Annotated in this window: 19 protein-coding genes and 1 tRNA gene; 10 read left to right on the top strand and 10 right to left on the bottom strand. The window is 69.3% G+C overall.

The window, feature by feature from the left end; genetic code table 11:
• Positions 1-15: 15 nt before the first annotated feature.
• Complete coding sequence (locus LFA75_RS13090; protein ID WP_225234071.1) at positions 16-2067, bottom strand: acyl-CoA dehydrogenase family protein; 2052 nt, start codon at positions 2065-2067, stop codon at positions 16-18.
• Entirely contained in the window at positions 2064-2747 is a 684-nt protein-coding gene (locus tag LFA75_RS13095) for a TetR family transcriptional regulator (RefSeq protein WP_225234072.1), read from the bottom strand. Before LFA75_RS13095 ends, LFA75_RS13090 begins: the two co-directional genes overlap by 4 nt.
• A 65-nt stretch (positions 2748-2812) precedes the next feature.
• Here LFA75_RS13095 and LFA75_RS13100 point away from each other — a divergent pair, with 65 nt between their 5' ends.
• The 3 genes from LFA75_RS13100 to LFA75_RS13110 are packed head-to-tail and all read left to right on the top strand — an operon-like array spanning position 2813 to position 6305.
• The gene (locus tag LFA75_RS13100; RefSeq protein WP_225234073.1) at positions 2813-4087 is read left to right on the top strand and encodes an acetyl-CoA C-acetyltransferase; all 1275 of its coding nucleotides are present in this window, start codon (positions 2813-2815) and stop codon (positions 4085-4087) included.
• A 14-nt stretch (positions 4088-4101) separates the two neighbouring features.
• A complete protein-coding gene (locus LFA75_RS13105) occupies positions 4102-5454 on the top strand; it encodes a 3-oxoacyl-ACP reductase (RefSeq protein WP_225234074.1) in 1353 nt (450 codons plus the stop codon).
• Positions 5454-6305 carry a MaoC family dehydratase gene (locus tag LFA75_RS13110; RefSeq protein WP_225234075.1) on the top strand — a complete coding sequence of 284 codons (852 nt, stop codon included), beginning with the start codon at positions 5454-5456 and terminating at the stop codon, positions 6303-6305. Before LFA75_RS13105 ends, LFA75_RS13110 begins: the two co-directional genes overlap by 1 nt.
• A gap of 358 nt (positions 6306-6663) precedes the next feature.
• Here the strand turns inward: LFA75_RS13110 and LFA75_RS13115 are convergent, their stop codons facing one another.
• Positions 6664-7794: a glycosyltransferase family 4 protein gene (locus LFA75_RS13115; protein WP_225234076.1), complete on the bottom strand. Its 1131-nt coding sequence runs from the start codon at positions 7792-7794 to the stop codon at positions 6664-6666.
• A gap of 103 nt (positions 7795-7897) precedes the next feature.
• On the opposite strand from LFA75_RS13115, the gene LFA75_RS13120 reads away from it, so the two are divergent.
• Positions 7898-7984, top strand: a tRNA-Ser gene (locus tag LFA75_RS13120).
• A 55-nt stretch (positions 7985-8039) separates the two neighbouring features.
• Here the strand turns inward: LFA75_RS13120 and LFA75_RS13125 are convergent.
• From LFA75_RS13125 to LFA75_RS13135, 3 genes are all read right to left on the bottom strand, one after another.
• Positions 8040-9176 (bottom strand): site-specific integrase, encoded by a 1137-nt coding sequence (locus LFA75_RS13125; protein ID WP_225234077.1) that lies wholly within the window; start codon positions 9174-9176, stop codon positions 8040-8042.
• Positions 9177-9219: 43 nt separating this feature from the next.
• Positions 9220-9432: an excisionase family DNA-binding protein gene (locus LFA75_RS13130; RefSeq protein WP_225234078.1), complete on the bottom strand. Its 213-nt coding sequence runs from the start codon at positions 9430-9432 to the stop codon at positions 9220-9222.
• Between the two features lie 87 nt (positions 9433-9519).
• A complete protein-coding gene (locus LFA75_RS13135) occupies positions 9520-10086 on the bottom strand; it encodes a hypothetical protein (RefSeq protein ID WP_225234079.1) in 567 nt (188 codons plus the stop codon).
• Between the two features lie 410 nt (positions 10087-10496).
• Here LFA75_RS13135 and LFA75_RS13140 point away from each other — a divergent pair, with 410 nt between their 5' ends.
• Together LFA75_RS13140 and LFA75_RS13145 are read left to right on the top strand one after the other, a co-directional pair.
• Positions 10497-11177: a ParA family protein gene (locus LFA75_RS13140; RefSeq protein WP_225234080.1), complete on the top strand. Its 681-nt coding sequence runs from the start codon at positions 10497-10499 to the stop codon at positions 11175-11177.
• Positions 11174-11866: a ribbon-helix-helix domain-containing protein gene (locus LFA75_RS13145; RefSeq protein WP_225234081.1), complete on the top strand. Its 693-nt coding sequence runs from the start codon at positions 11174-11176 to the stop codon at positions 11864-11866. The genes LFA75_RS13140 and LFA75_RS13145 overlap by 4 nt, the downstream gene beginning before the upstream one ends.
• Before the next feature lie 435 nt (positions 11867-12301).
• Here LFA75_RS13145 and LFA75_RS13150 read toward each other — a convergent pair whose 3' ends face one another.
• Together LFA75_RS13150 and LFA75_RS13155 are read right to left on the bottom strand one after the other, a co-directional pair.
• Complete coding sequence (locus tag LFA75_RS13150) at positions 12302-13702, bottom strand: NAD(P)/FAD-dependent oxidoreductase (protein WP_318249994.1); 1401 nt, start codon at positions 13700-13702, stop codon at positions 12302-12304.
• Positions 13703-14189: 487 nt separating this feature from the next.
• Positions 14190-15584: a PucR family transcriptional regulator ligand-binding domain-containing protein gene (locus LFA75_RS13155; RefSeq protein WP_225234082.1), complete on the bottom strand. Its 1395-nt coding sequence runs from the start codon at positions 15582-15584 to the stop codon at positions 14190-14192.
• A 294-nt stretch (positions 15585-15878) separates the two neighbouring features.
• Between LFA75_RS13155 and LFA75_RS13160 the strand changes: the two genes are divergently transcribed.
• A complete protein-coding gene (locus tag LFA75_RS13160; RefSeq protein ID WP_225234083.1) occupies positions 15879-16229 on the top strand; it encodes a cupin domain-containing protein in 351 nt (116 codons plus the stop codon).
• 240 nt (positions 16230-16469) lie between these two features.
• On the top strand, positions 16470-17903 hold the full coding sequence (locus LFA75_RS13165; RefSeq protein ID WP_225234084.1) for an aldehyde dehydrogenase family protein: 1434 nt from the start codon (positions 16470-16472) through the stop codon (positions 17901-17903).
• Positions 17904-18520: 617 nt separating this feature from the next.
• Here LFA75_RS13165 and LFA75_RS13170 read toward each other — a convergent pair.
• Positions 18521-18871: a cupin domain-containing protein gene (locus LFA75_RS13170; RefSeq protein WP_225234085.1), complete on the bottom strand. Its 351-nt coding sequence runs from the start codon at positions 18869-18871 to the stop codon at positions 18521-18523.
• A gap of 511 nt (positions 18872-19382) precedes the next feature.
• Between LFA75_RS13170 and LFA75_RS13175 the strand changes: the two genes are divergently transcribed.
• Both LFA75_RS13175 and LFA75_RS13180 read left to right on the top strand, forming a co-directional pair.
• Positions 19383-20846, top strand: a complete 1464-nt coding sequence (locus LFA75_RS13175; RefSeq protein WP_225234086.1) for an APC family permease — start codon at positions 19383-19385, stop codon at positions 20844-20846.
• A gap of 636 nt (positions 20847-21482) precedes the next feature.
• Positions 21483-22559, top strand: coding sequence for an alpha/beta hydrolase family protein (locus LFA75_RS13180; RefSeq protein WP_318249996.1), 1077 nt, complete (start codon positions 21483-21485; stop codon positions 22557-22559).
• A gap of 315 nt (positions 22560-22874) precedes the next feature.
• Here LFA75_RS13180 and LFA75_RS13185 read toward each other — a convergent pair whose 3' ends face one another.
• Entirely contained in the window at positions 22875-23897 is a 1023-nt protein-coding gene (locus LFA75_RS13185; protein WP_225234087.1) for a glutathione S-transferase family protein, read from the bottom strand.
• Between the last annotated feature and the right edge of the window lie 154 nt (positions 23898-24051).

The following is a 24051-nucleotide window of genomic DNA, read 5'->3' on the forward strand; positions in this document are numbered from 1 at the left end:
CGCGGGACGTCGGCGCTACTGGGCCGGGGCCATCTCCAGGTCGACCGCCGTCGCATCGGGGGTGTCGACGGCGGTGTCGTCACCGTGGGCGGCCTTCACCCGGGCGTCCTCGGCGGCCATGGCCTCCTGGCGGGCGCCCTCCTCGTCCACGATCCGCGACTTCACCCAGGCGTCGGGGATGGCGAACCCGTCGACCAGGGTGGGCAGCTGCGGCCGCAGCTCCTTGAGCAGCGCGTTGACCGTGCTGGTCACCGCCTTGGAGCGGGCCGGGGTGAGCCGCCCGTGCTCGAGGAACCAGCCGCGGTCGGCCTCGATGGTGGTCAGCGCGTACAGGTCGCACAGCCGGGACAGCAGCGCCCGCGCCGCCGGGTCGGTGGTGCGGTCGACCGCGGCCACGAAGGCCTCCAGCACGATCCGGTCGATGTGGGTCGTCGCCGTCCGCAGCACGTGGTCCTGCACGTCGTTGAACACGTCGAACAGGCGGTTCTCCTTGTTCGAGGCGCCCTTGCGCAGCCGGTTGGCCGCACCCTCCAGGGTGTGCCGCTCGCGGTCCTCGAACATCTTCAGCTGCCAGCCGCGGTCCAGGAGGGAGACCTCCTCGTCCCGACCGGGGACGGCGTCGACCAGCCGCGCGATGAGGCCGCGGGCCGCCGTCCGCTCCAGCACGGTCTCCTTGACCAGGTCGGCGACGAACTGCGCCTTGCCCCAGTTGTCCAGGGACCCGAAGGAGTCCTGGTAGCCGGTGAGCAGGCCCTTGGCGACCAGCTGCAGCAGGACGGTGTTGTCGCCCTCGAACGTGGTGAACACGTCGGTGTCGGCCTTGAGGGCCGGCAGCCGGTTCTCGGCCAGGTAGCCGGCACCGCCGCAGGCCTCGCGGGCCATCTGGATGGTGGCGGTGGCGTGCCAGGTGTTGGCGGCCTTGAGCCCGGCGGCGCGGGACTCCAGCTCGCGCTGGGCGGCCTCGTCGACGTCCGCGGCGCCCTGCACGTCGTGCATGGTGGAGGTGAGCTCCTCCTGGGCGAAGTGCAGCGCGTAGGTCTTGGCCAGCGCGGGGAGCAGCTTGCGCTGGTGCACCAGGTAGTCGTTGATGACGATCTCGCGGTCCTCGCCCGGGGCGGCGAACTGGCGGCGCTGCTCGCCGTAGCGCGCGGCGATCTGCAGCGCCAGCTTGGTGGCCGACCCGGCGGAGCCGCCGACGCTGACCCGCCCGCGCACCAGGGTGCCGAGCATGGTGAAGAAGCGCCGGGTCTCGTTCTCGATGGACGACGTGTAGGTGCCGTCCTCGGCGACCTGGCCGTAGCGGTCCAGCAGCATGTCGCGCGGGACGCTGACGTGGTCGAAGCTCAGCCGGCCGTTGTCCACCCCGTTGAGCCCGGCCTTGGGGCCGTCGTCGCCGACGGTGACGCCCGGCAGCACGTTCCCGGCCTCGTCGCGGATGGGCACCAGCCAGGCGTGCACGCCGTGCCGCTTGCCCTGGGTGACGAGCTGGGCGAAGACCACGGCCATCCGGCCGTCCTTCGCCGCGTTGCCGATGTAGTCCTTGCGGGCGGCCTCGTGCGGCGTGTGCAGGTCGAAGGTCTGGGTGGCCGGGTCGTAGGTGCACGTCGTCCGCAGCTGCTGGACGTCGGACCCGTGCCCGGTCTCGGTCATCGCGAAGCAGCCGAGCAGGTCGGCGTCGATGATCTGCTGCAGGTAGGCGGCGTGGTGCCGGTCGCTGCCCAGCAGCTGCACGGCCCCGCCGAACAGGCCCCACTGCACGCCGGCCTTGACCATGAGCGAGAGGTCGCCGAAGGCCAGCATCTCGATCGAGGTGACCGAGCCGCCGGAGTCCTCCTCGCCGCCGTAGGCCTTCGGGAAGCCCAGCCGGGTGCGGCCGGTGGCGGCCAGGTCCTTGAGCAGACCGGTGATCCGCTCGCGGGCCTGCTCGCCGGTCTCGCCGTAGACCGGGGCGTACTTGGCCTCGCCGAGCTGCTCGCGGGCATCGCGGCGGACCTGGGCCCACCGACCGTCGAGCACCTCGGTGAGGTGGGCCGGGTCGACGGTGGTCAGGGGCTGGTTGCTGGTCATCGGGTCTCCTCGGTGGTGGTGCGGGTGACGACGCCGGACAGGCCGGCCCAGGCGAGATCGGTGAGGTGCGCGGTGAGCTCGGCGCGCGGCATCGGGTCCGGCGAGCTGAGCCAGCGGTCGGCCGCCGAGCGGACCAGGCCGACCAGGCCGTGGCCCCAGGGCTCGGCCGCCGCGGTCGGCCGCCCGGCGCCCTCGAGCGCCATCGCGACCAGCGCGGTGGCCTGCTCGCCGACCAGCTCGGACAACCCGGCGATCGGGTCGGCGGTGGGGTCGCGGTCGGCGGGGGCGTGCACGACGAAGCGGTAGAGCTCGGGGTCGGCCTCGATGAAGGCCAGGTAGGTGTCGATCGCCGCCGAGACCATCTGCCGGGGCTTGTCCGTGCTGGTCATGGCCGTGCGGAGGGCGTCGAGCAGCTGCTCGGCGACCCGGGCGCAGACCGCCAGGTGCAGCTCGCCGCGGTCGGCGAAGTGCCGGTAGACGACGGTCTTGCTGGTGCCCGCGGCCGCCGCGATCTCCTCCATGCCGACGCCGGGCCCGTGCTCGCCGACCGCGGCGACGGTGGCCGTCACCAGCTGCTCGCGCCGGGCTCGGCGGTGCTCGTCCCACCTCGAGTCGCGGCGGTCCCGTCGCTGCGGCACGGTGCCCGCACGGGTGGGCGGGGTCACCGCCGTCGACTTCATGTGAACGACGGTACCTGATACCGTCGGTACCGACAACGGCACCACGACTCCCCCCGGAGGTCCCCATGACCCGCAAGGCCGCGATCGTCGGCGGGAACCGCATCCCGTTCGCCCGCTCGAACAAGAAGTACGCCCGCGCCTCGAACCAGGACATGCTCACCGCGACCATCGACGGCCTGGTGGCCCGCTACGGCCTGGCCGGCGAGCAGCTCGGCGAGGTGGTCGCCGGCGCCGTCCTCAAGCACGCGCGCGACTTCAACCTGACCCGGGAGTCCGTGCTGGGCTCGCAGCTCTCGCCGTCCACCCCGGCCTACGACGTGCAGCAGGCCTGCGGCACCGGCCTGGAGGCCGCCGTCCTGGTGGCGAACAAGATCGCGCTGGGCCAGATCGAGTCCGGCATCGCCGGCGGCACCGACACCACCTCCGATGCGCCGCTGGCGGTCAACGACGACCTGCGCCACGTGCTCATCGCGCTCAACAACGCCAAGACCCTGCCCGACCGCCTCAAGCTGCTCGGGAAGATCCGGCCCGGCCAGCTGGTGCCCGACCAGCCGCGCAACGTCGAGCCGCGCACCGGGCTGTCGATGGGGGAGCACGCCGCGCAGACGGCGAAGGTGTGGGAGGTCAGCCGCGAGTCCCAGGACGAGCTCGCCGTGGCCAGCCACCACAACCTGGCCGCCGCCTACGACCGCGGGTTCTTCGACGACCTGGTCACCCCGTTCCTGGGCCTGACCCGCGACGACAACCTGCGGCCGGACTCCACGGTCGAGAAGCTCGCCACCCTGAAGCCGGTGTTCGGCGAGGGCGAGGGCGCCACGATGACCGCGGCCAACTCCACCCCGCTCACCGACGGCGCCTCGGCGGTGCTGCTGGCCAGCGACGAGTGGGCCGCCGAGCACCAGCTGCCGGTGCTGGCCCACCTGGTCGACGCCCAGACCGCCGCGGTGGACTACGTGCACGGCGGCGAGGGCCTGCTCATGGCCCCGGCCTACGCCATGCCGGTGATGCTGGCCCGCAACGGGCTGACCCTGCAGGACTTCGACCTGTACGAGATCCACGAGGCCTTCGCCTCCACGGTGCTCTCGACGATGAAGGCCTGGGAGGACCCGGCGTTCTGCAAGGAGAAGCTGGGCCTGGACGCCCCGCTGGGCTCCATCGACCGGTCCAAGCTCAACGTCAACGGATCGTCGCTGGCCGCCGGGCACCCGTTCGCCGCGACCGGCGGGCGGATCGTCGCCTCGCTGGCCAAGGCCCTGCACGAGCTCGGCCCCGGCAAGCGCGGGCTGATCTCCATCTGCGCCGCCGGCGGCCAGGGCGTCGTCGCGATCCTCGAGAGCTGAGAAGGAGAACCACCGTGAGCGACTGGTACCGCGACTTCGCCAACTCCGGCGTCGGCACCACCCTGGTCAGGCAGCTCGGGCTGCCCCGGCCGGCCGTGCTGCGCCGCTACACCCCCGGCCAGCCGCTGCTGGACGGGCCGGCTCTGGTCGGCTCGGCCGGCGAGGGCCGGCTGCGCGCCGAGATCGAGGCCGTGCTGAGGGACGACGGCGTGACCGTGCTGTCCCCGGCCATCGCCGACGGCGGGTCGGGTCCGAAGGTGGCCGCCGTCGTCCTCGACGCGACGGGGCTGACGACGCCGGCCGACCTGGCCTCGGCGCACGACTTCCTGGCCCCCGCCGTGAAGCGACTCGGCACCAACGGGCGCGTCGTCGTCCTCGGCGAGGTGCCCGGGGACGCGCCGTCCCCGGCCCTGGCCGCGGCCCGGCAGGCCCTCGACGGCCTGGTCCGGTCGCTGGCCAAGGAGCTGCGGGCCGGTGCCATCGCCAACCTGGTGTACGTGCCCAGCGGCGCCGAGGCCGCCGTCCCGGGCCCGCTGCGGTTCTTCCTGTCCGGCCGGTCGGCCTACGTCGACGGCCAGACGGTGACGCTGAGCGCGGTGGACGCGCCCAGCGGCGACGGCGGGACGACCCCGCTGGCCGGCAAGGTCGCGGTGGTCACCGGTGCGGCCCGCGGCATCGGCGCCTCGATCGCCGACGTGCTGGGCCGGGCCGGCGCACACGTGGTCGCCGTGGACATCCCGGCCGCCGGCCAGGCGCTGGCCGCGGTCGCGAACCGGGTCGGCGGGACGGCGCTGCAGCTGGACATCACCGCCCCGGACGCCGCGCAGCGGCTGGTGGAGCACCTGGTGCAGCGGCACGGCGGGGCCGACGTCGTCGTGCACAACGCGGGCATCACCCGGGACAAGCTGCTGGTCAACATGGACTCGGCGCGCTGGAACTCGGTCCTCGCGGTGAACCTGCAGGCCCAGCTGGACCTCACCCAGGCCCTGCTGGACGCCGAGGGTGCGCTGAAGCCCGGTGCCCGGGTGGTGGCGGTCAGCTCGCAGTCCGGGATCGCCGGCAACCGCGGGCAGACGAACTACTCGGCGTCCAAGGCCGGCGTCATCGGCATGGTGCGTGCGTGGGCCCCCGCCTTCGCCGAGCGCGGCGCGACGATCAACGCGGTCGCGCCCGGGTTCATCGTCACCGAGATGACCGCGAAGATGCCCTTCGGCACCCGCGAGGTCGGTGCCCGGCTGAACTCGCTGCAGCAGGGCGGGCTGCCGGTGGACGTGGCCGAGGCCATCGCCTGGTTGGCCCAGCCGGCCAGCGCCGGGGTCAACGGCCAGGTGCTGCGGGTGTGCGGCCAGAACCTGCTGGGCGCCTGATGGGCACGCCCGTCGTGCTCTCCTCGGCCCCGGCCATGGGTCCGTTGTTCGCCAAGGCGGCACTGACCGCGCGCGGCCGGGGCGGGGCGTTGCCCGACACCCACCTCGCCCGGGTCGCCGTCGCGGTGGACCCGGCCCGGGTGGCCGACTACGCAGAGGTCTGCCGGTTCCGGTTCGGCGACACGTTGCCGCCGACCTTCCCGCACGTGCTGACCTTCCCGCTGCAGGTCGCGCTGATGGCCGACCGGTCGTTCCCGCTGGCCCTGCCCGGGTTGGTGCACGTGCGCAACCGGGTGGACGTCGTCCGGCCGGTCGGGGTGTCGGAGAAGCTGGACCTGGAGGTCTGGGCCTCAGACCTGCGGCCGCACCGGTCCGGGGCGACGGTGGACCTCGTCGCCTCGGTGCGGTCGCGGGGCGATGAGGTGTGGCGCGGGCGGTCGACCTACCTGGCGCGGGGGGCTTCCGCGCCGGAGGGGGAACCGACCGACCTGGACGTGACCATCGGGGACGTCGCCCAGGCCGCGGTGTGGCGGGTGCCCGACGACGCGGGCCGTCGGTACGCCAAGGTCAGCGGCGACGTGAACCCGATCCACCTGTCGGGCCTGACCGCGAAGGCGTTCGGCTTCGAGCGGGCGATCGCGCACGGGATGTGGGTCAAGGCCCGCGCGTTGGCGGCGCTGTCGGGGCGGCTGCCGTCGTCCTTCAGCGTGGACGTCGCCTTCAAGAAGCCGCTGTTCCTGCCCTCGACGGCCACGCTGTCGACGGCGGCGCGCGACGGCGGTTGGGACCTCGCGGTGCGCAACCAGAAGTCGGGCCAGGACCACGTGCTGGGCCGCATCCGCCCGCTCTGACCGCCCGCCGCAGTTGATCATGCAGAACCGGCACGCCGACACGCCCTGACCCGGCGCGTCGGCGTGCCGGTTCTGCATGGTCAAGAAGCATCCCGGCCGGAGGTTGTGAGACCCACTCGGGCAATGTGCCCGGATCCGTTCACAGATGTCACCCGGGCCACCGATGGGTGAGCTGCGCCCGGGCGGACCGTCGCGCTGGCACCCGGCGCTCCGGGTCCTCTCCCCTACCTCGCGGGGGGCGGGGCCGTCGCCGTTGCCCAGCGTCGATCAGGGGAGTGCCGCAGAGTCCGTCCTCCTGCCGCAGATCTGGTGCAGGAGGACGGAGTTCCGCGCACCCCCCTGATCAACGCTGCGGGGGTCAGGCGGTGAGGGGGTGGACCTGGGCGCGGCCGAGCACCCGGTCGTAGTGGCCGATCAGCTCGTCGCCCAGCCGGCCCCAGGTGCGGTGGGACACCGACGCCCGGGCCCGTCCCGCCGCGGCGCGCAGAGCCAGGCGGTCGTCGCGCAGGCCGGCGACCTGGGCGGCCAGCACGTGCGGGTCGTCGCCGGCCCACAGCCAGCCGTTCTCCCCGTGCCGGACCAGGTCCAGCGGCCCGCCCGACGCCGCGACCAGCGCCGGCACCCCGGCGGCCAGCGCCTCCTGCACCGCCTGGCAGAACGTCTCGTCGGCACCCGGGTGCACGAGCAGGTCCAGCGAGGAGACCAGGTCCCCCAGCTCCTCGCCGACCACCCGCCCGGTGAACACCGCCCGCGGCAGCGCCCGCTGCAGGGTCCTGCGCTGCGGTCCGTCGCCGACCACGACCAGCCGCACCCCCGGCAGCTCGGACAGCGGGCCGAGCAGGTGCAGCCGCTTCTCCACCGCCAGCCGGGCCACCGTGCCGACCAACAGCTCTCCACCGGGCACCAACCGCGCCCGGACGGCGGCCGACGAGCGCCCAGGGGCGAACTGCTGCAGGTCGACGCCGCGGGCCCAGAGCGCCAGCGGGCCGATCCCGTGCCGGCGGAGCTGGGCCATCGTGGGTGTCGAGGGCACCAGGGTCAACGCCGTCCGGTCGTGCAGCGCGCGCAGCCAGCGCCAGGTCGTCGTCGACCCGCCGGGGACCCGGTACCGGCCGGCGTAGGCGGCGAGGTCGGTCTGGAAGACCGCGACCGCGGGGATGCCGCGTTCCTGCGCCGCCCGGGCCGCGGCCGAGCCCAGGACGGCGGGGGACGCCAGGTGGACGACGTCCGGGCGGATCCGGTCCAGCAGTTCGCCGACCTCGCCGGTGGGCGCCGCCAGCGGCAGCTCCCGGTACCGCGGCAGGCGCACCGACCGGACGGCGTGCACCGGGACGACCGCACCGCAGCGGGTCTCGTAGTCCTGTCCGGACGGCGCGACAACCACCGGTTCGTGACCGCGCAGGGCCAGGTGGTCGGCGGCCCGCAGCACCGACGTGACGACGCCGTTGACCGCCGGGGTGAACGTCTCGGACACCAGTGCCACGCGCATGGCGCCAGCCGACCGTGCCCAGGCCTCCGGACGGTGACGCCGACCTGGCCGGACGGCGGCGGGCCCGTGATCATCGAGGTCGGGGGATAGGGTCGGTCGGCCAGGAGGGCTCGCCTAGTGGCCGATGGCGGCGGTCTTGAAAACCGCTAGGGGTTAGCGCTCCTCGAGGGTTCGAATCCCTCGCCCTCCGCTCTGACCAGCACGTTCGCGCTACATGAGGAGGTCTCGCCCGCTCCGGAGGGTCCTCAGATGAGCCGGCGTGCCCGCTGCGTGCCCGTACGGTTCACGCGCGTGCCCGCACGGTCCGCGAGCTCGCTCGCCGCGAGCCGGCCCAGGCCGGCGGCGACATCAGCGTCGCGGCGCTCGGCGGCGTGCTGGTAGATCATCGCCGCGCGGGTCGAGGAGTGCCCGGCGCGACGCATGACCTCGGCGAGGGTGGCCCCGCTCTGAGCGGCCAGGGTGAGGCCGGCATGCCGGAGGTCGTGCAGGTGGGCGCCGGGCAGGCCGGCGTGCTTCCGGGCTGTGCCCCAGGCGGTGTGGACGTGGTGGGCGCGCAGCGCAGTGCCGTCCTGGCGGGCGAAGAGGTGGTCGAGCAGCGTGGTCGGTCCGCGGACCTCGAGGTGCGCCCGCAGAGCGTCGAGCCCCTGCGGAGGCAGGTGGACGGTGCGTTGGCTGCCGGCCTTCGGTGGCCCCTCGCGGGGCCCGGTGTCGGTCTCGACGACCTGCCGCACGACGGCCACGGTGCCTGCATCGAGGTCGACGTCGGCGCGGCGGAGAGCGACCAGTTCGCCCAGTCGGAGGTGTCCCCAGAAGCCGAGCTGCACCAGCCCGCGGAGGTGGACGGGCATCGCTGCCGTCAACTCATCAATCTGCGCGACGTCGAGCAGTGGCCGCTCTTCGCTGCGGGCCTGCCCGGCGCCGACGATGCGGCAGGGGTTGCGGGCGACGGCGTCGTCGGCGACGGCGGTGGACATGACAGCGCGCAGGACGGCGTAGGCCTGCCGCGCGGCGGTGGGGCCGGTGGCCGCGCTGACGTCTGCGTGCCAGGTGCGGACGAGGGCCGGCGTGATCCGGTCGAGCATGAGGTCACCGAGCTTGGGCAGGACCCACCGGTCGAGGGAGTGCTGGTAGGTCTCCCGCGTGCGGATGGCCAGCGGTCGGCCTCTCACGGTGCGCTCGGCCAGCCAGGACTGGCTGTACTCCCGCAGTCGAATGCCACTCCGCAGCGGGTCGAGCCAGGCACCGCGAGCCATGTCCGTCTCGGTGGCTACGAGGAACCGCGCGGCGTCGGTCTTGGTGGCGAAGGTCGTGGGGGCTGATCGGTCCTGGCCGTCGGGTCCGGCGTAGCGGGCCTGCCACCGCCCGGAGGGCAGCTTGCGCACGCGACCGAACCGGCGACGCGGAGGCATGGGTGGCCTGCAGGTGTCAGTGCTTGGCGGTCAGCGGCTCGACGGTCCGGGCGTCGAGATAGGCGTCGAGGTCGGTCTGCCAGAACCGGAGCGACCGACCCGCGTAGGTGAAGCGGACCCGTCGCTCGGCGACGAGCCGGTAGACCAGGCGACGTCCGCACCGGAGGTACACCGCGGCGCTGTCGACGTCGTGCAGTCGGTCGGTCGTCCTTGCACCGGCAGTGGTCACGCGATGTCTCCCACGCTCAATGGCGCCCGTGCGGTCGCCACGGGGTGACGGTGGCCCGTCCGACGAACCAGGCGGCAGCAGAGGTCATCACCTGTCACCGCCTGGGGGATGGGCGGGGCGCTGCTGGCCCGGGACGTCCCGATGCCAGGTGCGGATGGCTGGGGTGACGTCGGTCCACCGGACGTCACCCCACATTCCTCGGCGGTCGAGGGCGGCCTGCAGTTTGCGGACTTCGTCGGCGATGCCGGCCAGGTGACGGGCGTACACGTGATGGCTGTCCAGCTGGCGGGTGAGTTCGCGGATGAGGCCGTGCCACTCCTGGTCCTTGGGTGCCGGTCGTGAGTGCGGGGGAGCAGGGACTTGGACGACGCGCTCCACCACCTCGACGGCGCTCAGCCCGGAGGCGGCGGCACGGCGTTGCTCCCATGCCCGCTGGCGGCAGGACGCCGAGCACCACTTCGGCACCGGGCCGCGGGACTTCGGGGTGATGGGCCCGAAGCACCAACCGCACGTCGTCGCGGCCGCGCGGCGGTGCTCCGCCGGGACGGGAGGGTTGCCGTCGGGCACCGGGGCGGGGGGACTGGCGAGCTGGGCGGCCTCCATCCGCTCGCGGGCCCGCCGCCGGCGTTCTTGCTCGCGACGGTGTTCCTGCATGCGGCGGGCGTGAGGGCTGGCCATGTCGTCTATGGGTGACCTAGGGCCCGCGTGGGTGTCACGACGAGTGGGTGGCATCCGGGGTGCAAGAGGTGTGTCGGATCTGGTTCGTGGTGCACGAGGCTTCCGAGAAGTGGTCGGGGCCCATGCCGCAGGAGAGGCGGGCTGGGGCTCGCGTTGGTGGACGGCGGGTTGGGTTGTTCGGCTGACGCTGTGAGTGAAGCTGGGCCTCGTCGAACCGGGATGGTCCGACGGCTCGCGTGCCAGCCCCTCGTGCTGGTGCTGAACGTCGCCTGGAGTCCCACACCGGGGGTGACCTTGCCCATTGCACCCACGGCCGCCGCTCCGACAGCGGCCAGGAGCTGCTCCGAGCCATCACCGAAAGCTCCGCGCCCGTCCCCCTGGCGGGAGTGCGGGAAAACCTGGACGTGCTGCCCGGGGGAGACCTCCTCAACGACCTCGCGTCCGAGCTGGCCCGCACCGGCCGCGGCAGCGTCGACACCGCCGGCATGGCACTGGCCGCGTCCCTGGCCCAGATCGCCGAGGACTACGACCTCATCTTCATCGACTCGCCCCCCGGTGGCGATGTCCTGCAGCGACTCATCCTCACCGCCGCCAAATGGGTCATCGTGCCCACCCGATCCGATGACGCCAGCCGCATCGGCCTGCGCGACGTTGCCCGCCGCTATCTCGAGGCCCGCACCGACAACCCTGGCCTCGCCCTGCTGGGCGTCGTGCTGTTCGGCACCAACATCTCCGCCACCCGCGTCACCGGACAGGCCCGCGAAGCACTGGCCCGCGACCTCAACGGCGTCGTCCCGGTCCTGGACGCCACCATCCGCTACGTCGAGGCCGCCGCCACCGACGCCCGCAACCGCGGGCAGCTGCTGCACGAGCTGGAGAAGAGCGTCGCCGCCCAGCCCCGCTGGTACGAGCTGCGCCGCAGCGGTGACGGCAAGAAGACCACCGCGTTGGCTGCCAGCGCCGGCTCGCTGGCCGGGGACTACGCCGCCTTGGCCAAAGAGGTGCTGCAGATGATCGTCGACGCCGAGAACAAGCTCATCGACGAGCTGCAGGGAGCCCAGTCGTGACCAACCCCGACAGCACCGTCCGCCGCGTCCCCGACATGGACCTCGGTGCCGTGTTCGGCAACCGCACCGAAGGACTCACCGGGCTCGCGCCCCGTCGTCGGCGGGGCCCTGCCGTGACGCCCGAGCCGACGAGCGCACCGGAGAAGCAGCCCAGCTCCGACGCGAAGCCGGCGGTCGCCCCGCAGCAGCCCGCGGCGACGACCCCCGTGGAAGCGATGCCCCAGGCGGACCCGGCCCAGGACGGCAGCAGCGGGGGAGAAGTGACCACGACACCCTCGGCCACCCGCTCGCGGCCTCGCACATCACGCACCACCACGCCCGCCAAGGCCACAGCTTCGCCCGTGCCGCGGCTGGTGATCCTGCAGTTGCCCAACAGCACCGCCGACCGCCTCCGAGACAACGCCCGCCAGCGCGGCGTCACCTACAAGGAACTCGCATTGGACGCCGTGGAGGCCACCGCAGAGCAGTTGCCTGACCTGCTCGCAGCCCAGCGCCCTAAGGCCCGCGCCGAAGGCATGTTCGCCGGCGAACGCGTCGCCACCCAGGTGCGCCCCGAAGGGCGCCGCCAGGTGTCCATCAAGCTCACCGAGACCAGCATCGCTGCTCTCGACGACCTGGCTACCCGCCACGGCGCGCGGTCCCGCAGCGAACTGGTCGCCACCGCACTGGACGCATACCTAGCCGACTAGCTATCTGGATAGATCATCAGCGGTGGGGTTGGGAGCTGGGCTCCCGTCAGTCACGGGGGTAACTGACGGGAGCGAGACAACTTTAGACCGTTAAGCGCCGCGCATCATGACCAGCACGCAGCTGGCCCGCCGTGCGGTGCGCCGTCGTCCTGGACTCCTATGCGGGGTCGACATCGGTGGGGGAGAGGTCGGGGTGCAACCGCAGGAACCGGAACGGGTGCCGAAACACCCCCGAACCAACAGCGGCGACACGACACTTCACATCTGAGGGCCGGCGCTTCGAGTCAACCGGCCAAATGAACGCAGGGTGGGCCAGAGGCCCACCCTGCGTTCTCCGGGTGGTAGACGCGAGGGTCAACTCGCCCTCGCACTACGGCCCAGTGGCTGCCCCCTGTAGTGGCAGCCACGGAGCCCGTTCCTCGACCCAGGTCTGACTCAGCGACCAGAGATCTTGTCGGCAACGCGGGCGATCGGAGATGTTCGGGGAGCGCCGCCGAACTCCTGACGATCGGCCGCCCGGTAGGCCACATAGAGGCTGCGGACGCCGATCCACCGCGCTGGCTCAGGCTCCCAGCCTCGCACCCGGCGATCCACCCACGGCAACTGCGCCAGGTCGGTGTCTCGGCGCAGAACGAGGTCCCGCAATGTGCGACCGGCGAGGTTCGTGCCGGTGACTCCATGACCAACATAACCGCCGGCCCAACCAAGACCGGTCGTGTGATCGACAGACACACTTGCGCACCAATCGCGCGGGACGCCCAGGACGCCAGACCATGCATGGTCGAGGGCAGCGTCGGCAGCGGCTGGGAAGTACTGCCGCAAGACAGCACGCAGCTGCTCCTGGGTGACACGATGGGTGTTGCCCCCGTCATCAGTACGAGAGCCGAAACGGTAGGGGATTCCGCGGCCGCCCAAGACGATCCGACCGTCCGCCGTGCGCTGCATGTAGCAGAACGAGTGCGCCCCATCCCCGACGAGCTCGGCTGAATCCCAGCCAATCTGCCCCCAGACGTCAGCTGGGAGGGGCTCGGTGACGACCATGCTGCTGTTCATCGGCAACCAGACGCGCTTGGCGCCCTTGAGCTGGGCCGTGAACCCTTCAGTGGCGCGGATGACGTAATCAGCCGTGACCGTCCCCTGCGCGGTGACCGCTTCCCGTGGACGGATTTCCGTCACCCGGGTCTGCTCGAAGATGTCCACGCCGAGCCTCTCCACGACGTCGGCCAATCCACTAGCCAGCTTGGCCGGCTGAATGCGCGCGCAGTGCGGGCTGAACTGCGATGACAGACCACCACCCAAACGGATCCGCTGAGCTGTCTCAGTCGCCGTCAGCTCGATGAGGTCATCGGGCCCCCAGCCGGCCTTGCGCAGCGCCGGAAGGTGCTCGCGCAGGCGCTTCTCCTGAGCTCGATTAGTAGCGACGTGCAGCAATCCGTCCTTCTGGATGTCGGCGTCGATACCCTCGGCTGCACAGACGTCGATCACCTCGTCGACGGCAGTGAACATCCGCTGCTGGAAGTCGACTGCGGCGGCCCAGCCATGCTGCGCGGCATACCGACGCAGCTGTCCCGGCGGCTCGGCGCTAAGCCACCCGCCGTTACGCCCCGACGCGCCGAAGCCCGCGAACTCGCTCTCAAGGATGGCAACCTGCAGGTCCGGCTGCGCCTTCTTCAAGTAGTAGGCCGTCCACAAGCCGGTGTAGCCAGCCCCCACAATGACTACGTCATACCGGCGGTCTCCCGGCAGGGATGGCCGAGGCGTGGGCATTCCGGCTTGTCGGTGCCAGAAAGAGACGTTCCCGTTGACGAAATCGCGAGTGCGGGGCTGGGTTGTCATAGCTTCCTACTCAGTTCGGAGGGACATCGCTGGTTCTGCTCGGCAGTCATCAGGCGTCGAGGGGTTGCGCCGCGGGCCGGGGCGACTGCAAGCACGGCAGACCGGTGGCCAAGTCCGTCGGCCAAGGTGAGGCCGTGCCCTACCGAAGCGGAATGGACCCGAGGGTTGGGAGGATGAAGGGCTGGTCCGCCGACCCGAGCCACACGGTCATCGAGTTCGGGGCTCGGACCCCTTGCCACAGCTCCCAAGGTAGGGCGCAGAGCCTGGGAGCTGTATAAGCCTCCACCACGAATAGTCGTTACTTGTTGTCCACCAGTACGAGCGACGGACGACCATCACCGTAGGAGCCGACGCTTGCCCTGCGGCTTTTCCGGGGGCTGGGATCACGGGTGGTTGCCGGCCAGCGCGCGGCCCACGGACCCGGGGCAGATGAGAATCCGACCTCGCGGTGCATGTCCGGGCCAGGAGCTGGCCTCGGGGACACCGCTTAGGAGCCGCCCGTGAGACGCCATGCTTGGAACGCAACCCAAGCTGCGGACAAGTCGGAGGAACGGCGCAGATCCAAACCGGTCAGGTCCTGTACGCGCTTCAGGCGATACGAGAGCGTCTGCCGATGAATCTGCAGTTCATCGGCCGTGTCTTGCCATCTTCTGTCGTTGCGCAGGTAAGCGAACAAGGTGGCCCGCAGCGAGCTGGACCGGTCATCATCGCCGGCCAGCGGTCCAAGCACTCTGCTGACGATGTCGTCAGCCTCCTTCTTCGACCGCGTCAACACCGATACTGAGGATCCTTCGTAGGCCGCCCAGCCCTTCGCCTCTTCTGCAGAGGTCAGTACTTTGCCTGCTTCGACCGCCGCGGCCCGTGCGTCCGCGATATCGGTGAAGACCGAGCTGATCCCGGCGGTTGTCACCAGGACGTCCATAGCCCCTCGAAACGAACCCAGCTCATCCGCTGGCACAAGAGCTAGGTCATGAACCCTCCCGGGTCCGACCAAGACCGATAGCTGCAGGCAGGCGCTGGCCCTAGCCATGTGCGGCCCGACGGCCTTGCTGACGGCAACGAGATGAAACCCCTCAGAGAGCTCGTGGGGCGACAAGAAGCTTCGTAGAGCGCGCGCATCTGCAGTTCCGTTGAGGACTGCGTGCATGAGACGGGCCATCACCTCAGATCGCCTGTCCGCAGCGTCAAGGAGTCGGTCCACCGCACTGCGCAGGACCTGGAGCAAGTGGACTAGCAGGAAGCTGTCGAGAGGCTCCCCAGGGAACTCGCTCAGAACCACCTGCGCGCGGTGGCGACCCTCCAATGGGTAGGAACGGACCACGTCACGGATGCCATCCAGTGACCCCTCCGGCCTGGCCGATGTGAGCAAGGACAGGCCGGTGGTCTGGTCAAGGACGTCAATCCCGATATTGAGCTGAGCCGCCAGGTCAGCCACAAGCGAGGTGGCGTTGCCGTCTGCGGAGGCGGCCAGGTGGTACAGCTTGCTGAGCGCGAGGACCTGAAGGGTCTGATCGGTGGTATTCGCTGCTGCCACGTGCCGCGCGACCACCGCATACGACGTTCGTCGGCCCGCCAGGAGGATCGGGAAATGCCTGCGGTCGGCCTCTGCCAACATCCGGCCAGTGAGTTTGGGCGCGACGTCATGATCGCCGATGACCATCCCGGCTAGCCCGGCCTCATCTAGTCGCGCCACAAACTCGACTTGTTCAGCGGCCAGCCTGGGGACACACAACCCGACGGTCATCAGCAGCTCGTGCGGACCAAGCCACTCCACCGGATCGGCCATCTCGCAGCTGTGGGCCCACAGAATCTCACGCATCTGCCCAAGCCCCCCAGCGAGGACACTGATGTCGAGGCTGTGTGCCCCCACGATGTCGGCCACTGTCAGGACACGTCCGCGCATGCCGCAAAGTTAGCCTCACGTATAGCTCGACGGTCAGATTCATAGCGTCTGCTAGTTCATCGGGTTCACTCCGCCCCCTAGCGTCTGGCCCGGCGAACCGCCGAGCCCCAGGGGCGCCGCGGACTGCCGCACAGTGAGGCGATGCCCGACCCTGGCTGATACGCCAGCCACCCATGTCTGACCACGACAACGAGGTGTACAGATGACGCATTCAGCCCAACGCTCCGTGAGCGGAGCCCCGAGGACCCACTCCGTGTGCCAGGCGCGACGAGCATGACCAGCTTCGACGACGGCGACCTCGCATGGCCCCCGCCTCAGCCGGTCCCTTCAGAGCGGGTGCTGTCGGGAGACCCCCACATGAGCACGGTCCGCCATCACCAAACCGAACACGCTGAGTTCGGGCGATGGACGGTGACCCCCGGGTCGTTCACCACAGTGAGGGACGGCCAGGACGAGTACATCTACGTCATCGACGGAGACGGCGACCTGGTCTCCGCCGACGGTGTCGTAACTCGTCTTGGGCCTGGGGTGTCGGCAGTGCTGGCTGATGGTTGGACTGGCCGATGGGACATACGCACCCCGCTCACCAAGGTCTACACCCTGATCAACACTGTCAAACGCTGAAGGCAGCGCCACGCGGGCTCAACCGGGCCGACGTAACGCCCAGCAATTGCACCCTCATCCTCAGCACTGCAGCCGAAGGCGAGCGGGTCGTCGGCTATCGGATACCGAGCGGCCCGCTCGAGGCCTCAGGCCAGCTGCGCGGATTGGATCTGTGGGCCGGCCTCGCCATGTCACCTTGCCCACCATCGCACTCGAGGGCCAGCCAGCAGCGCCTCATCTTCAATACCAGGAGGACAAGTGATGGCTACGCCGTACTGGATCGCTGGCGAACCAAAACTAGGTGATGACCCCCTAGAGGTCTTCTCACCATATGACGGCCGGGCCGTCGGTCGCACCACGCTGGCGGTGCCGCAGGATGTCGAGGCAGCCATCGCCACCGCTCATCAAGCCCAGGCCACCTGCGCCTCCGCCCCAGCGCATGTCCGTGCCGCTGCGTTGGACCACGTGTCGCGGGAGCTGTCGACGCGCGTCGAGGAGATCGCTGCAGTCCTGACCGCCGAATCAGGCAAACCGCTGAAGTGGGCCCGCATCGAGGTCGCCCGGGCATCCTCGACCTTTCGCTGGGGAGCCGAGGAAGCTCGCCGGTGGTCAGGCAGCGTCCAACGATTGGACACCGATCCGGCGGCAACCGGTCGCATGGCCCTCGTTCGCCGTGCGCCTCGCGGCCCTGTGCTGGGCATCGCGCCATTCAACTTTCCGCTGAACCTAGTCGCCCACAAGGTCGCGCCAGCCATCGCTGTGGGCACCCCAATCGTGCTCAAGCCCGCCCCGGCAACCCCACTTACGGCACTGCTGCTCGGCGAGATCCTGGCCGAGACCGACCTTCCGAAGGGGGCGTGGTCAATTCTCCCCGTCACCAATGACGTGGCCAGCGTCATGGTGACCGATCCGCGACTACCCGTCGTGTCCTTCACCGGCTCGGTCCCCGTGGGCTGGGCGATACGCGACGCCGTTCCCCGCAAGCACGTCACCCTGGAGTTGGGGGGAAACGCTGCCGTGGTCGTAGCCCCCGACCAGGATGAAGACGACCTCGCCCATGCAGCAGCGCGTATTGCAACCTTCGCCATGTACCAAGCCGGCCAGTCCTGCATCTCGGTGCAGCGCGTATTCGCCCACCGCGAGATCGCGGAACAGCTCACCACCAAGATCGTCGAGGTGGTGCAGCAGCTAGGTACCGGCGACCCCGCAGATGACAACACCGACGTAGGGCCCCTGATCGACGAGGTGGCCGCGTGCCGAGTCGAGGTATGGGTTGAGGAGGCAGTTGCAGCTGGCGCCACCCTCCTCACCGGTGGGACCAGGTCCGGCGCCGCCTACACCCCGACCGTGCTTACCGATGTGCCCCGGGACGCCAAGGTGTCCCGCGAGGAGATTTTCGGTCCTGTCGTCGTCGTGGAGACAGTCGACTCCATCGACGAGGCTTTCGACCGAGTCAACGACAGCCGCTTTGGACTGCAGGCCGGCGTTTTCACCCACGACCTCCAGTTGGCGTTCCGCGCCGCTCACGAGCTCGAGGTCGGAGGCGTGGTCATCGGTGACGTACCGAGTTTTCGGGCCGACCAGATGCCGTACGGCGGTCTCAAGGACTCCGGTACGGGCCGAGAAGGTGTACGTGCAGCCATGGAGGACCTCACCGAGGAACGGGTGCTCGTCCTAACCGGGATCACTTTGTGAACTGTTGCTGCCTTCGCACCTGTGGGCGGTCCGCTGCCAGCTAGTCAGCCGTCGCGGCATTGGAACGAACACCCACTTCGGCATCCCTCCTCTGGCACATGCATGCAAGACGGTGACCGGGTGTGGTTCCCGGACAGCGTCAGACAAATCGCTGCAGGGACCGTAGGGTTGAGGGCTCAGCTACGACACGGAGAGGGCTAACCATGAGCCTGGGACCAGAGTGGCACCGAGCCATCGGTACGTCTGTCATCCAGCTCAAGGAACCAGCCGCCCACTCGCAGGCTGCGGTCGATCTGATGCAGTGGACCCTGGACCAGATCGAACAAGCGCACCACGCCTCAGATGCCGGTGTGGCCGAGCTCCGCCGAGTTCTTGCTGAAGCGAGGTCATCCCAAGGGTAGGAGCGGACGGTCAACGCTCAGTTCCTAGATTGGCCGGCAACACGCCTGCACTGCCAAGGATACTGGACGATCCGGTCCATCCACCGATCAACCGAGGCTGATCACGGCCGATGAGTTCGGATGACCACGTTCCAACAGCGCCGGGAACCTACGACCTGAGCCCGTTCGTGTCGGATCCGCGGCCCCCGTGACCGCGGATCCGCCTCGTGGAGAGGCTCAGTCAGCGAGCACCCAGAACTCGCGGAACCGGGTGTGGAACGTCCACGTCGACATATGCCCCTTGGGCAAGAAGGCGGCGTCGCCGGCCTTCACCTCGATGGCACTGCCGTCCTCGAGCTCAATCCGTGCCTCACCCTCAAGGACGTAGATCATCTCGTTCTCGGTGAGCTCATAAGTCGTCTTCGCCGGGTCGCACTCGAAGAATCCGCATCCTCGCGAGCCGTTGGTGTAGTCCTCGTGCAGGGTGAAGCCGCGCCCTGCGGGCTCTCCGCTGTGCACGATCACCCCCTCAGGCTGCCAGGTCTCGAACAAGGCTGAACCTGCGCTCGCCGACTTCAACTCGGCCATGTGGATCCTCCAGTTCATCGGGCGGGAGCCCCAATCCTGACCATCTCTGGACGTACTGGGATTGCGAAATCCGGCAACCTTGAGCCCGCGATTGCACCCTCGATGCAGGGTTCGGACTGTCGGGCGGCAGATAGAAGCCCTTCACCCCATCGCTACGCGCAATGTCTGAGGCCGGCACCGGACCCTCAACCTAGGGCGGGGGAGAGGGCTGAGGGTCGGGCCCCATCGCGCGATGACCGAGATCGCCCCCATCGCTTGCGCGTGCCACCCCACGTGAGCTGGCTGCCTCCCACGACGCCTGACCACCTGAGTGGGTGCTTACGCGCGGCACCGTGAGCTGCGACTACGCCGTGCCAGCTACATCGAGCCGGGCCACGGGTGCGATCAGCCCCCCGCCGGCGGTTGCTGAGATGAGCAATCAAGAGCGCACATATTGCAGGGAAGAGGACATGTGGGGCCATGTGATCACTCTCATACTTCCCGCGCTGGCCACCGCTAACGAGGAGAAGAAATGACGTCAGACGTCACCGATGGTGCACGGGACGGCCACGAAGAAACCGGTCATGGGGAGCTGAGCGGCCTGCAGCAGGGCACGCTGAGTCTGCCCAAGGCCCTGGGTCTTGCGGTCGTCACCTTCAGTCCCGTACTCATGGCCGCCACCGCACCAGCTCTGGCTGGTCCGGTAGCGGGTTCCAGCGCCTGGTTGTCAGTCCTTGCCGGAACAGTTCTCGTCGCGTTCATCGGCCTGGCGATCGTGCCCTTCGCCCGGCGCTACGTGGTGTCTGGCGCGCTGTACTCCTACATCGACAACGTGCTCGGGGTAAAGGCCAGCACCCTGGCGGGGGCTTCGCTGGCCGTCGGTTACGCAGTCGGGGTGATTGTTTGCCTCCAGGTGTTCGGGGTGTACACCGGAAGCTTCATCGCCACCGTCTTCGACCTGCCCGCGGCCAACGGCCTGGGCGGTCAGACAGTCATCTACATCCTCACCATGCTCAGCATCACCTGGTTCGCCATCCGTGGGCTGGATACCTCCACCCGACTGAGCATTGGCCTCCTGTTCGTCTCCGCGCCCATTGTGGCCTTGGTCCTCATCGCGAACGTCTTCACCGACGGGTTCGCCTTCGGTGACCAGTTCACGTTCACCGACTTCACGTGGGGTGGGTTCTTCGCCGGCATCGTCCTGTCGGCCACCTTCTTCGTCGGCTTCGAATCCAGCGCAGCGACCGCTCTGGAGACCAAGAACCCGATGCGCACCATCCCCCGACTCATGACTTTGGTGCCGGTGATCGTCGGTGGCGTCGGGCTAGTCGCCACGCTCCTCACCGTGCCGGTCCTGCCGGCCATCGCCGACGCCACTGCGGCTGGTGAATCGCCCCTGTCGGCGATGGCAGACAACGCAGGGCTCGGCGTCCTGGCGCCGGTAGCTGACCTGTTCTTGGCCATCACCTGCTACGCGGTCGTTCTCGGGTTCATGAACTACGCGCCCCGTGTGTGGGCCACGATGGCCGTCGACGGGCTTCTCCCGACCGCCCTGGGACACGTCGATGAGAAGCGTCGGACCCCGGTCCGCGCGATCGTTGTCGTGTCCGTGATCTCCACGATCGTTCCGATCGTCCTAGCAGCTGTCAGCGGCGGCACTCCGCTCGACGTCTACGCCCACGTTGCCACGCTGTACCCGTACTACTGGGTCATCCCGTACATGCTGATCTGCGTCGGGGCGATCGTCATGCTCGGCCGCCGGCACGAGCTCAAGGCCGGAACGGCGATTGTCGCCGTCATCGGCGGGGCTGGCTTCGGCTACGTGTGGCTCAGTGCGGTTCTCAACCCCACCGGGACGTCGTTCGACGCCATGACATGGGCGGCTCCGATCACCATCGCCCTCGCATTGCTCATCGTCGTGCCCATGCGCATGAAGGCACATCGCGACACCAGCCGCACCCCTAAGAAGTACGCCGGACTTCACCAGGACGACTGAACACGACCGCAGACCCAAACGCGCCACGCCGGGAGACCCCGGGAGCGCCCCGGCTCATCGGCTGCCAGCGGCAACTGCCCGAACTTGCTGGCGACAGCAAGTCTGGGGCCCCTCAGTAGCCACCCTCCTCCACCGGAGGTGCCGTGGATGGGTTGCCCGTCACTGACCTCGGCTCGGCCACCACCTCGTGGTGGCCGAGCCGAGGTCCGTTCAGCCTGGTGCCCCAGCAGAACATCCGTTGCCTCGGCCACCCCCGATTGATTACGCGCCGCAGCAGCCCGGCGCCACCGACATCCTGCGCGAGCCCGGGCGATGCAAAGACCCCCGGCGCAGGTGGTGTAAATGGGGCATCCCGGTCGACTGCCGCTGCCATTGTGGCTCTCTACATATGGGGCAGCGGCCCATCGTTGCGCCGACCACCTATCGGCGGCGTCCGAAGCGTCGAGCCGGTCAGCCTCCTCGGAATCCGCAACCAAGACGACGTCTTTGTCTGCCGAGGGCAAGCCTGCAGAGCAGGTGGTCAATCGATACTTACGTCCACACGCCTCGGATTCGGTGACGCCACGCCACTAGGCAGCGTCGCCGGGACAGTGCAGCGTGCCACGACCAGCGGTGAATTGTTCTGGAGAGGGCCTTGTGACGAACAACAGCGGTAGTGCGGTGCTGCAGCCGGAGCAGGAGATGCTCAATTGGGGGCGTCTCATCTTGGATGGAGTCCCCTACGCCGACCTGGTGAGCGCCCGGGATCGTGACCCGTCCGTGACGTGGTTCGAGCACTGGATGCAGACGGCTGCCAACTACGAGCGACTCGGCGAGACAGCCGAGTCCCGTGGGCACACCATCAGCGCCGGCGAGTATTTCGTCCTGGGCTCGCTCGCTGCGCAGTACGCCCAGTTCCTGTGGTTCGACGACCGACGTCGAGCCGGACAGGAGCGCAAGGTCGAGCTCTACCGCCGCGCAGCCCCGCTGCTGAACCCGCCGGCGGATCGGTTCGAGGTCACCGTGGACGGTGCCACCGTCCCTGGCTACGTCCGAACCCCCTCGACGGGCGAGGGCCCGTTCCCCACCGCGGTGCTGCTGGGCGGTCTCGAGTCCACGAAGGAGGAGAGCTACCAGTTTGAGCAGCAGCTCCTGGCCCGCGGCATTGCCACGGTCACCTTCGACGGCCCCGGACAGGGCGAGATGTTCCCGGAGGTCCCGCTGCGCGGTGACTACGAGCGTTACACCTCCGCAGTGGTCGACTACGCAGAGAAGCTCCCAGAGATCGATTCCTCGCGCATCGCCGTGGTCGGTCGCAGCCTCGGTGGGCACTACGCCCTGCGCAGCGCAGCCCTGGATGACAGGTTCATCGCCTGCATCTCCTGGGGCGGGTTCGCCGACATGGATTCCTACGACGAAGAGACCCCGATGACGAAGGAGAGCTGGAAGTACGTCACCGCGTCATCAACGGATGAGGAGTCTCGCGAGCGGGTCATGACCCTCATGGACGTCCGCTCCGAGCTGCACAAGCTACGCGTCCCGACGTACATCCAGCACGGTATGCACGACGAGGTTCCGGTGAGTGAGGTCGAGGTGGTCAAGCAGCTGGCGGTCGACGCCCCCCTGACCATCGTGATCGAGCCCGACGGGGACCACTGCTGCCACAACCTCGGGCCGCGTCCGCGCATCGAAATGGTCGACTGGCTCGAAGAGCAGCTCAAGCCGCGGTCCTGAAGGGCCGCCGAGAGACCGCGCTGCCCTCCACCGCCGCTCGGGTGGAGGGCAGCGCCTTCATGCACGCCCACCCCGGCCGGCCGGCCAGTCCAGCGCTATGCCGCGCGCGTTGTCCGGCTGCTAACGGTCACCGGCCGCGCAGATCGTGGTCAACGCCTGCTGAGCGCTTCATGTGGTCGGCGACCGCGGGCTCATGCGCCCCGAGCCCCTTGATGGTCCGGCCCCGCCTGGTCAGCTTTCCTGTGCGGCGCGGTGGCAACCCGCCATTGCCACAGGTCCGGCGCTCAGTCGGGCGCAGCAGCCCGCGGTGACGGTTCAGACGACGCCGTGACCGGGAGGTACTGCCTCACCGGCCGGGGCCGGTCCAGGGGCAGTCCCATCTCCGAACGGGCGGCCTCCGAGGGCTTCCCGGCCGTGCGGAGTGAACCAATTGCTCAGATCGGGTCCGTTGGGCACGACCCCCGATGGGTTGATGTGAGCATGCACGAGATAGAAGTGCTGCTTGGCTTCGAGGAAGTCCACCGTGTCACCGAACCCCGGAGTCTGGAAGAGATCGCGGCAATATGCCCACAGGACCGGCAGCTCAGTCAGCTTGTGGCGGTTACATTTGAAGTGACCATGGTAGACAGCGTCGAACCGAACCAACGTGACGAATAGCCGCACATCGCTTTCAGTGACCGATCCACCCATGAGATACCTGTTCGTGGCCAAGCGTTCGGACAACCAATCCAACGCGCTGAAAAGACGCTCGTAGGCGCGTTCGTAGGCCTGCTGCGACTGCGCAAAGCCACATCGGTAGACCCCGTTGTTCACGTCGCTGAAGATGCGCTGCATGACAGCGTCCATCTCGTCCCGGAGCGGCTCGGGATAGAGGTCGGGAGCCCCAGCGCGGTGCAGCCCTGTCCACTGTGTAGAGAAGTCCAACGTCAGCTGTGCAAAGTCGTTGGTCACCACGGCAGCAGACGGGACATCGACCAGCGCCGGCACAGTGATGCCCTGGTCGTAGTCGGGAAACCTAGCCAGATAGGCCTGCTGCAGTCGCTCATAGCCCAGCACAGGATCCAGGTCCCCTGCGTGCGAGCCGAACGTCCAGCTGCGCGAGTCATGAGTGGGCGCGCACGCCGCCAGGGAGATAGCATTCTCCAGGCCAAGCAGTCGACGAACGATGATGGCCCGGTTTGCCCACGGACATGCTCGAGCGACGACCAGCCGGTAGCGACCCGCCTCTACCGGCCAGTCTCCGGAACCATCTGCAGTGATCCGGTCAGTGATGTAGGTGGACTTGCGGCGAAACTCCAGCTCGTCGCGAACGGGTTCGCCCTGCGGTTCGGTGGTCATGTCCCTACCTCGATCCGCTCGTTTGGTCATCGTCGAACAGCACCTGGAGCAGCGGGTGTGCGCGGCCGGCCACAGCGGCGCCAGCGCCATATGAATGCCGCCAGCGTTCAGCTCGCAGCCGTGCGCAAAGCGCCCTGCGCGCGGTGGGGTTGCC

Source organism: Klenkia terrae (assembly GCF_900491935.1).
GTDB classification, from domain to species: Bacteria; Actinomycetota; Actinomycetes; order Mycobacteriales; family Geodermatophilaceae; genus Klenkia; species Klenkia terrae.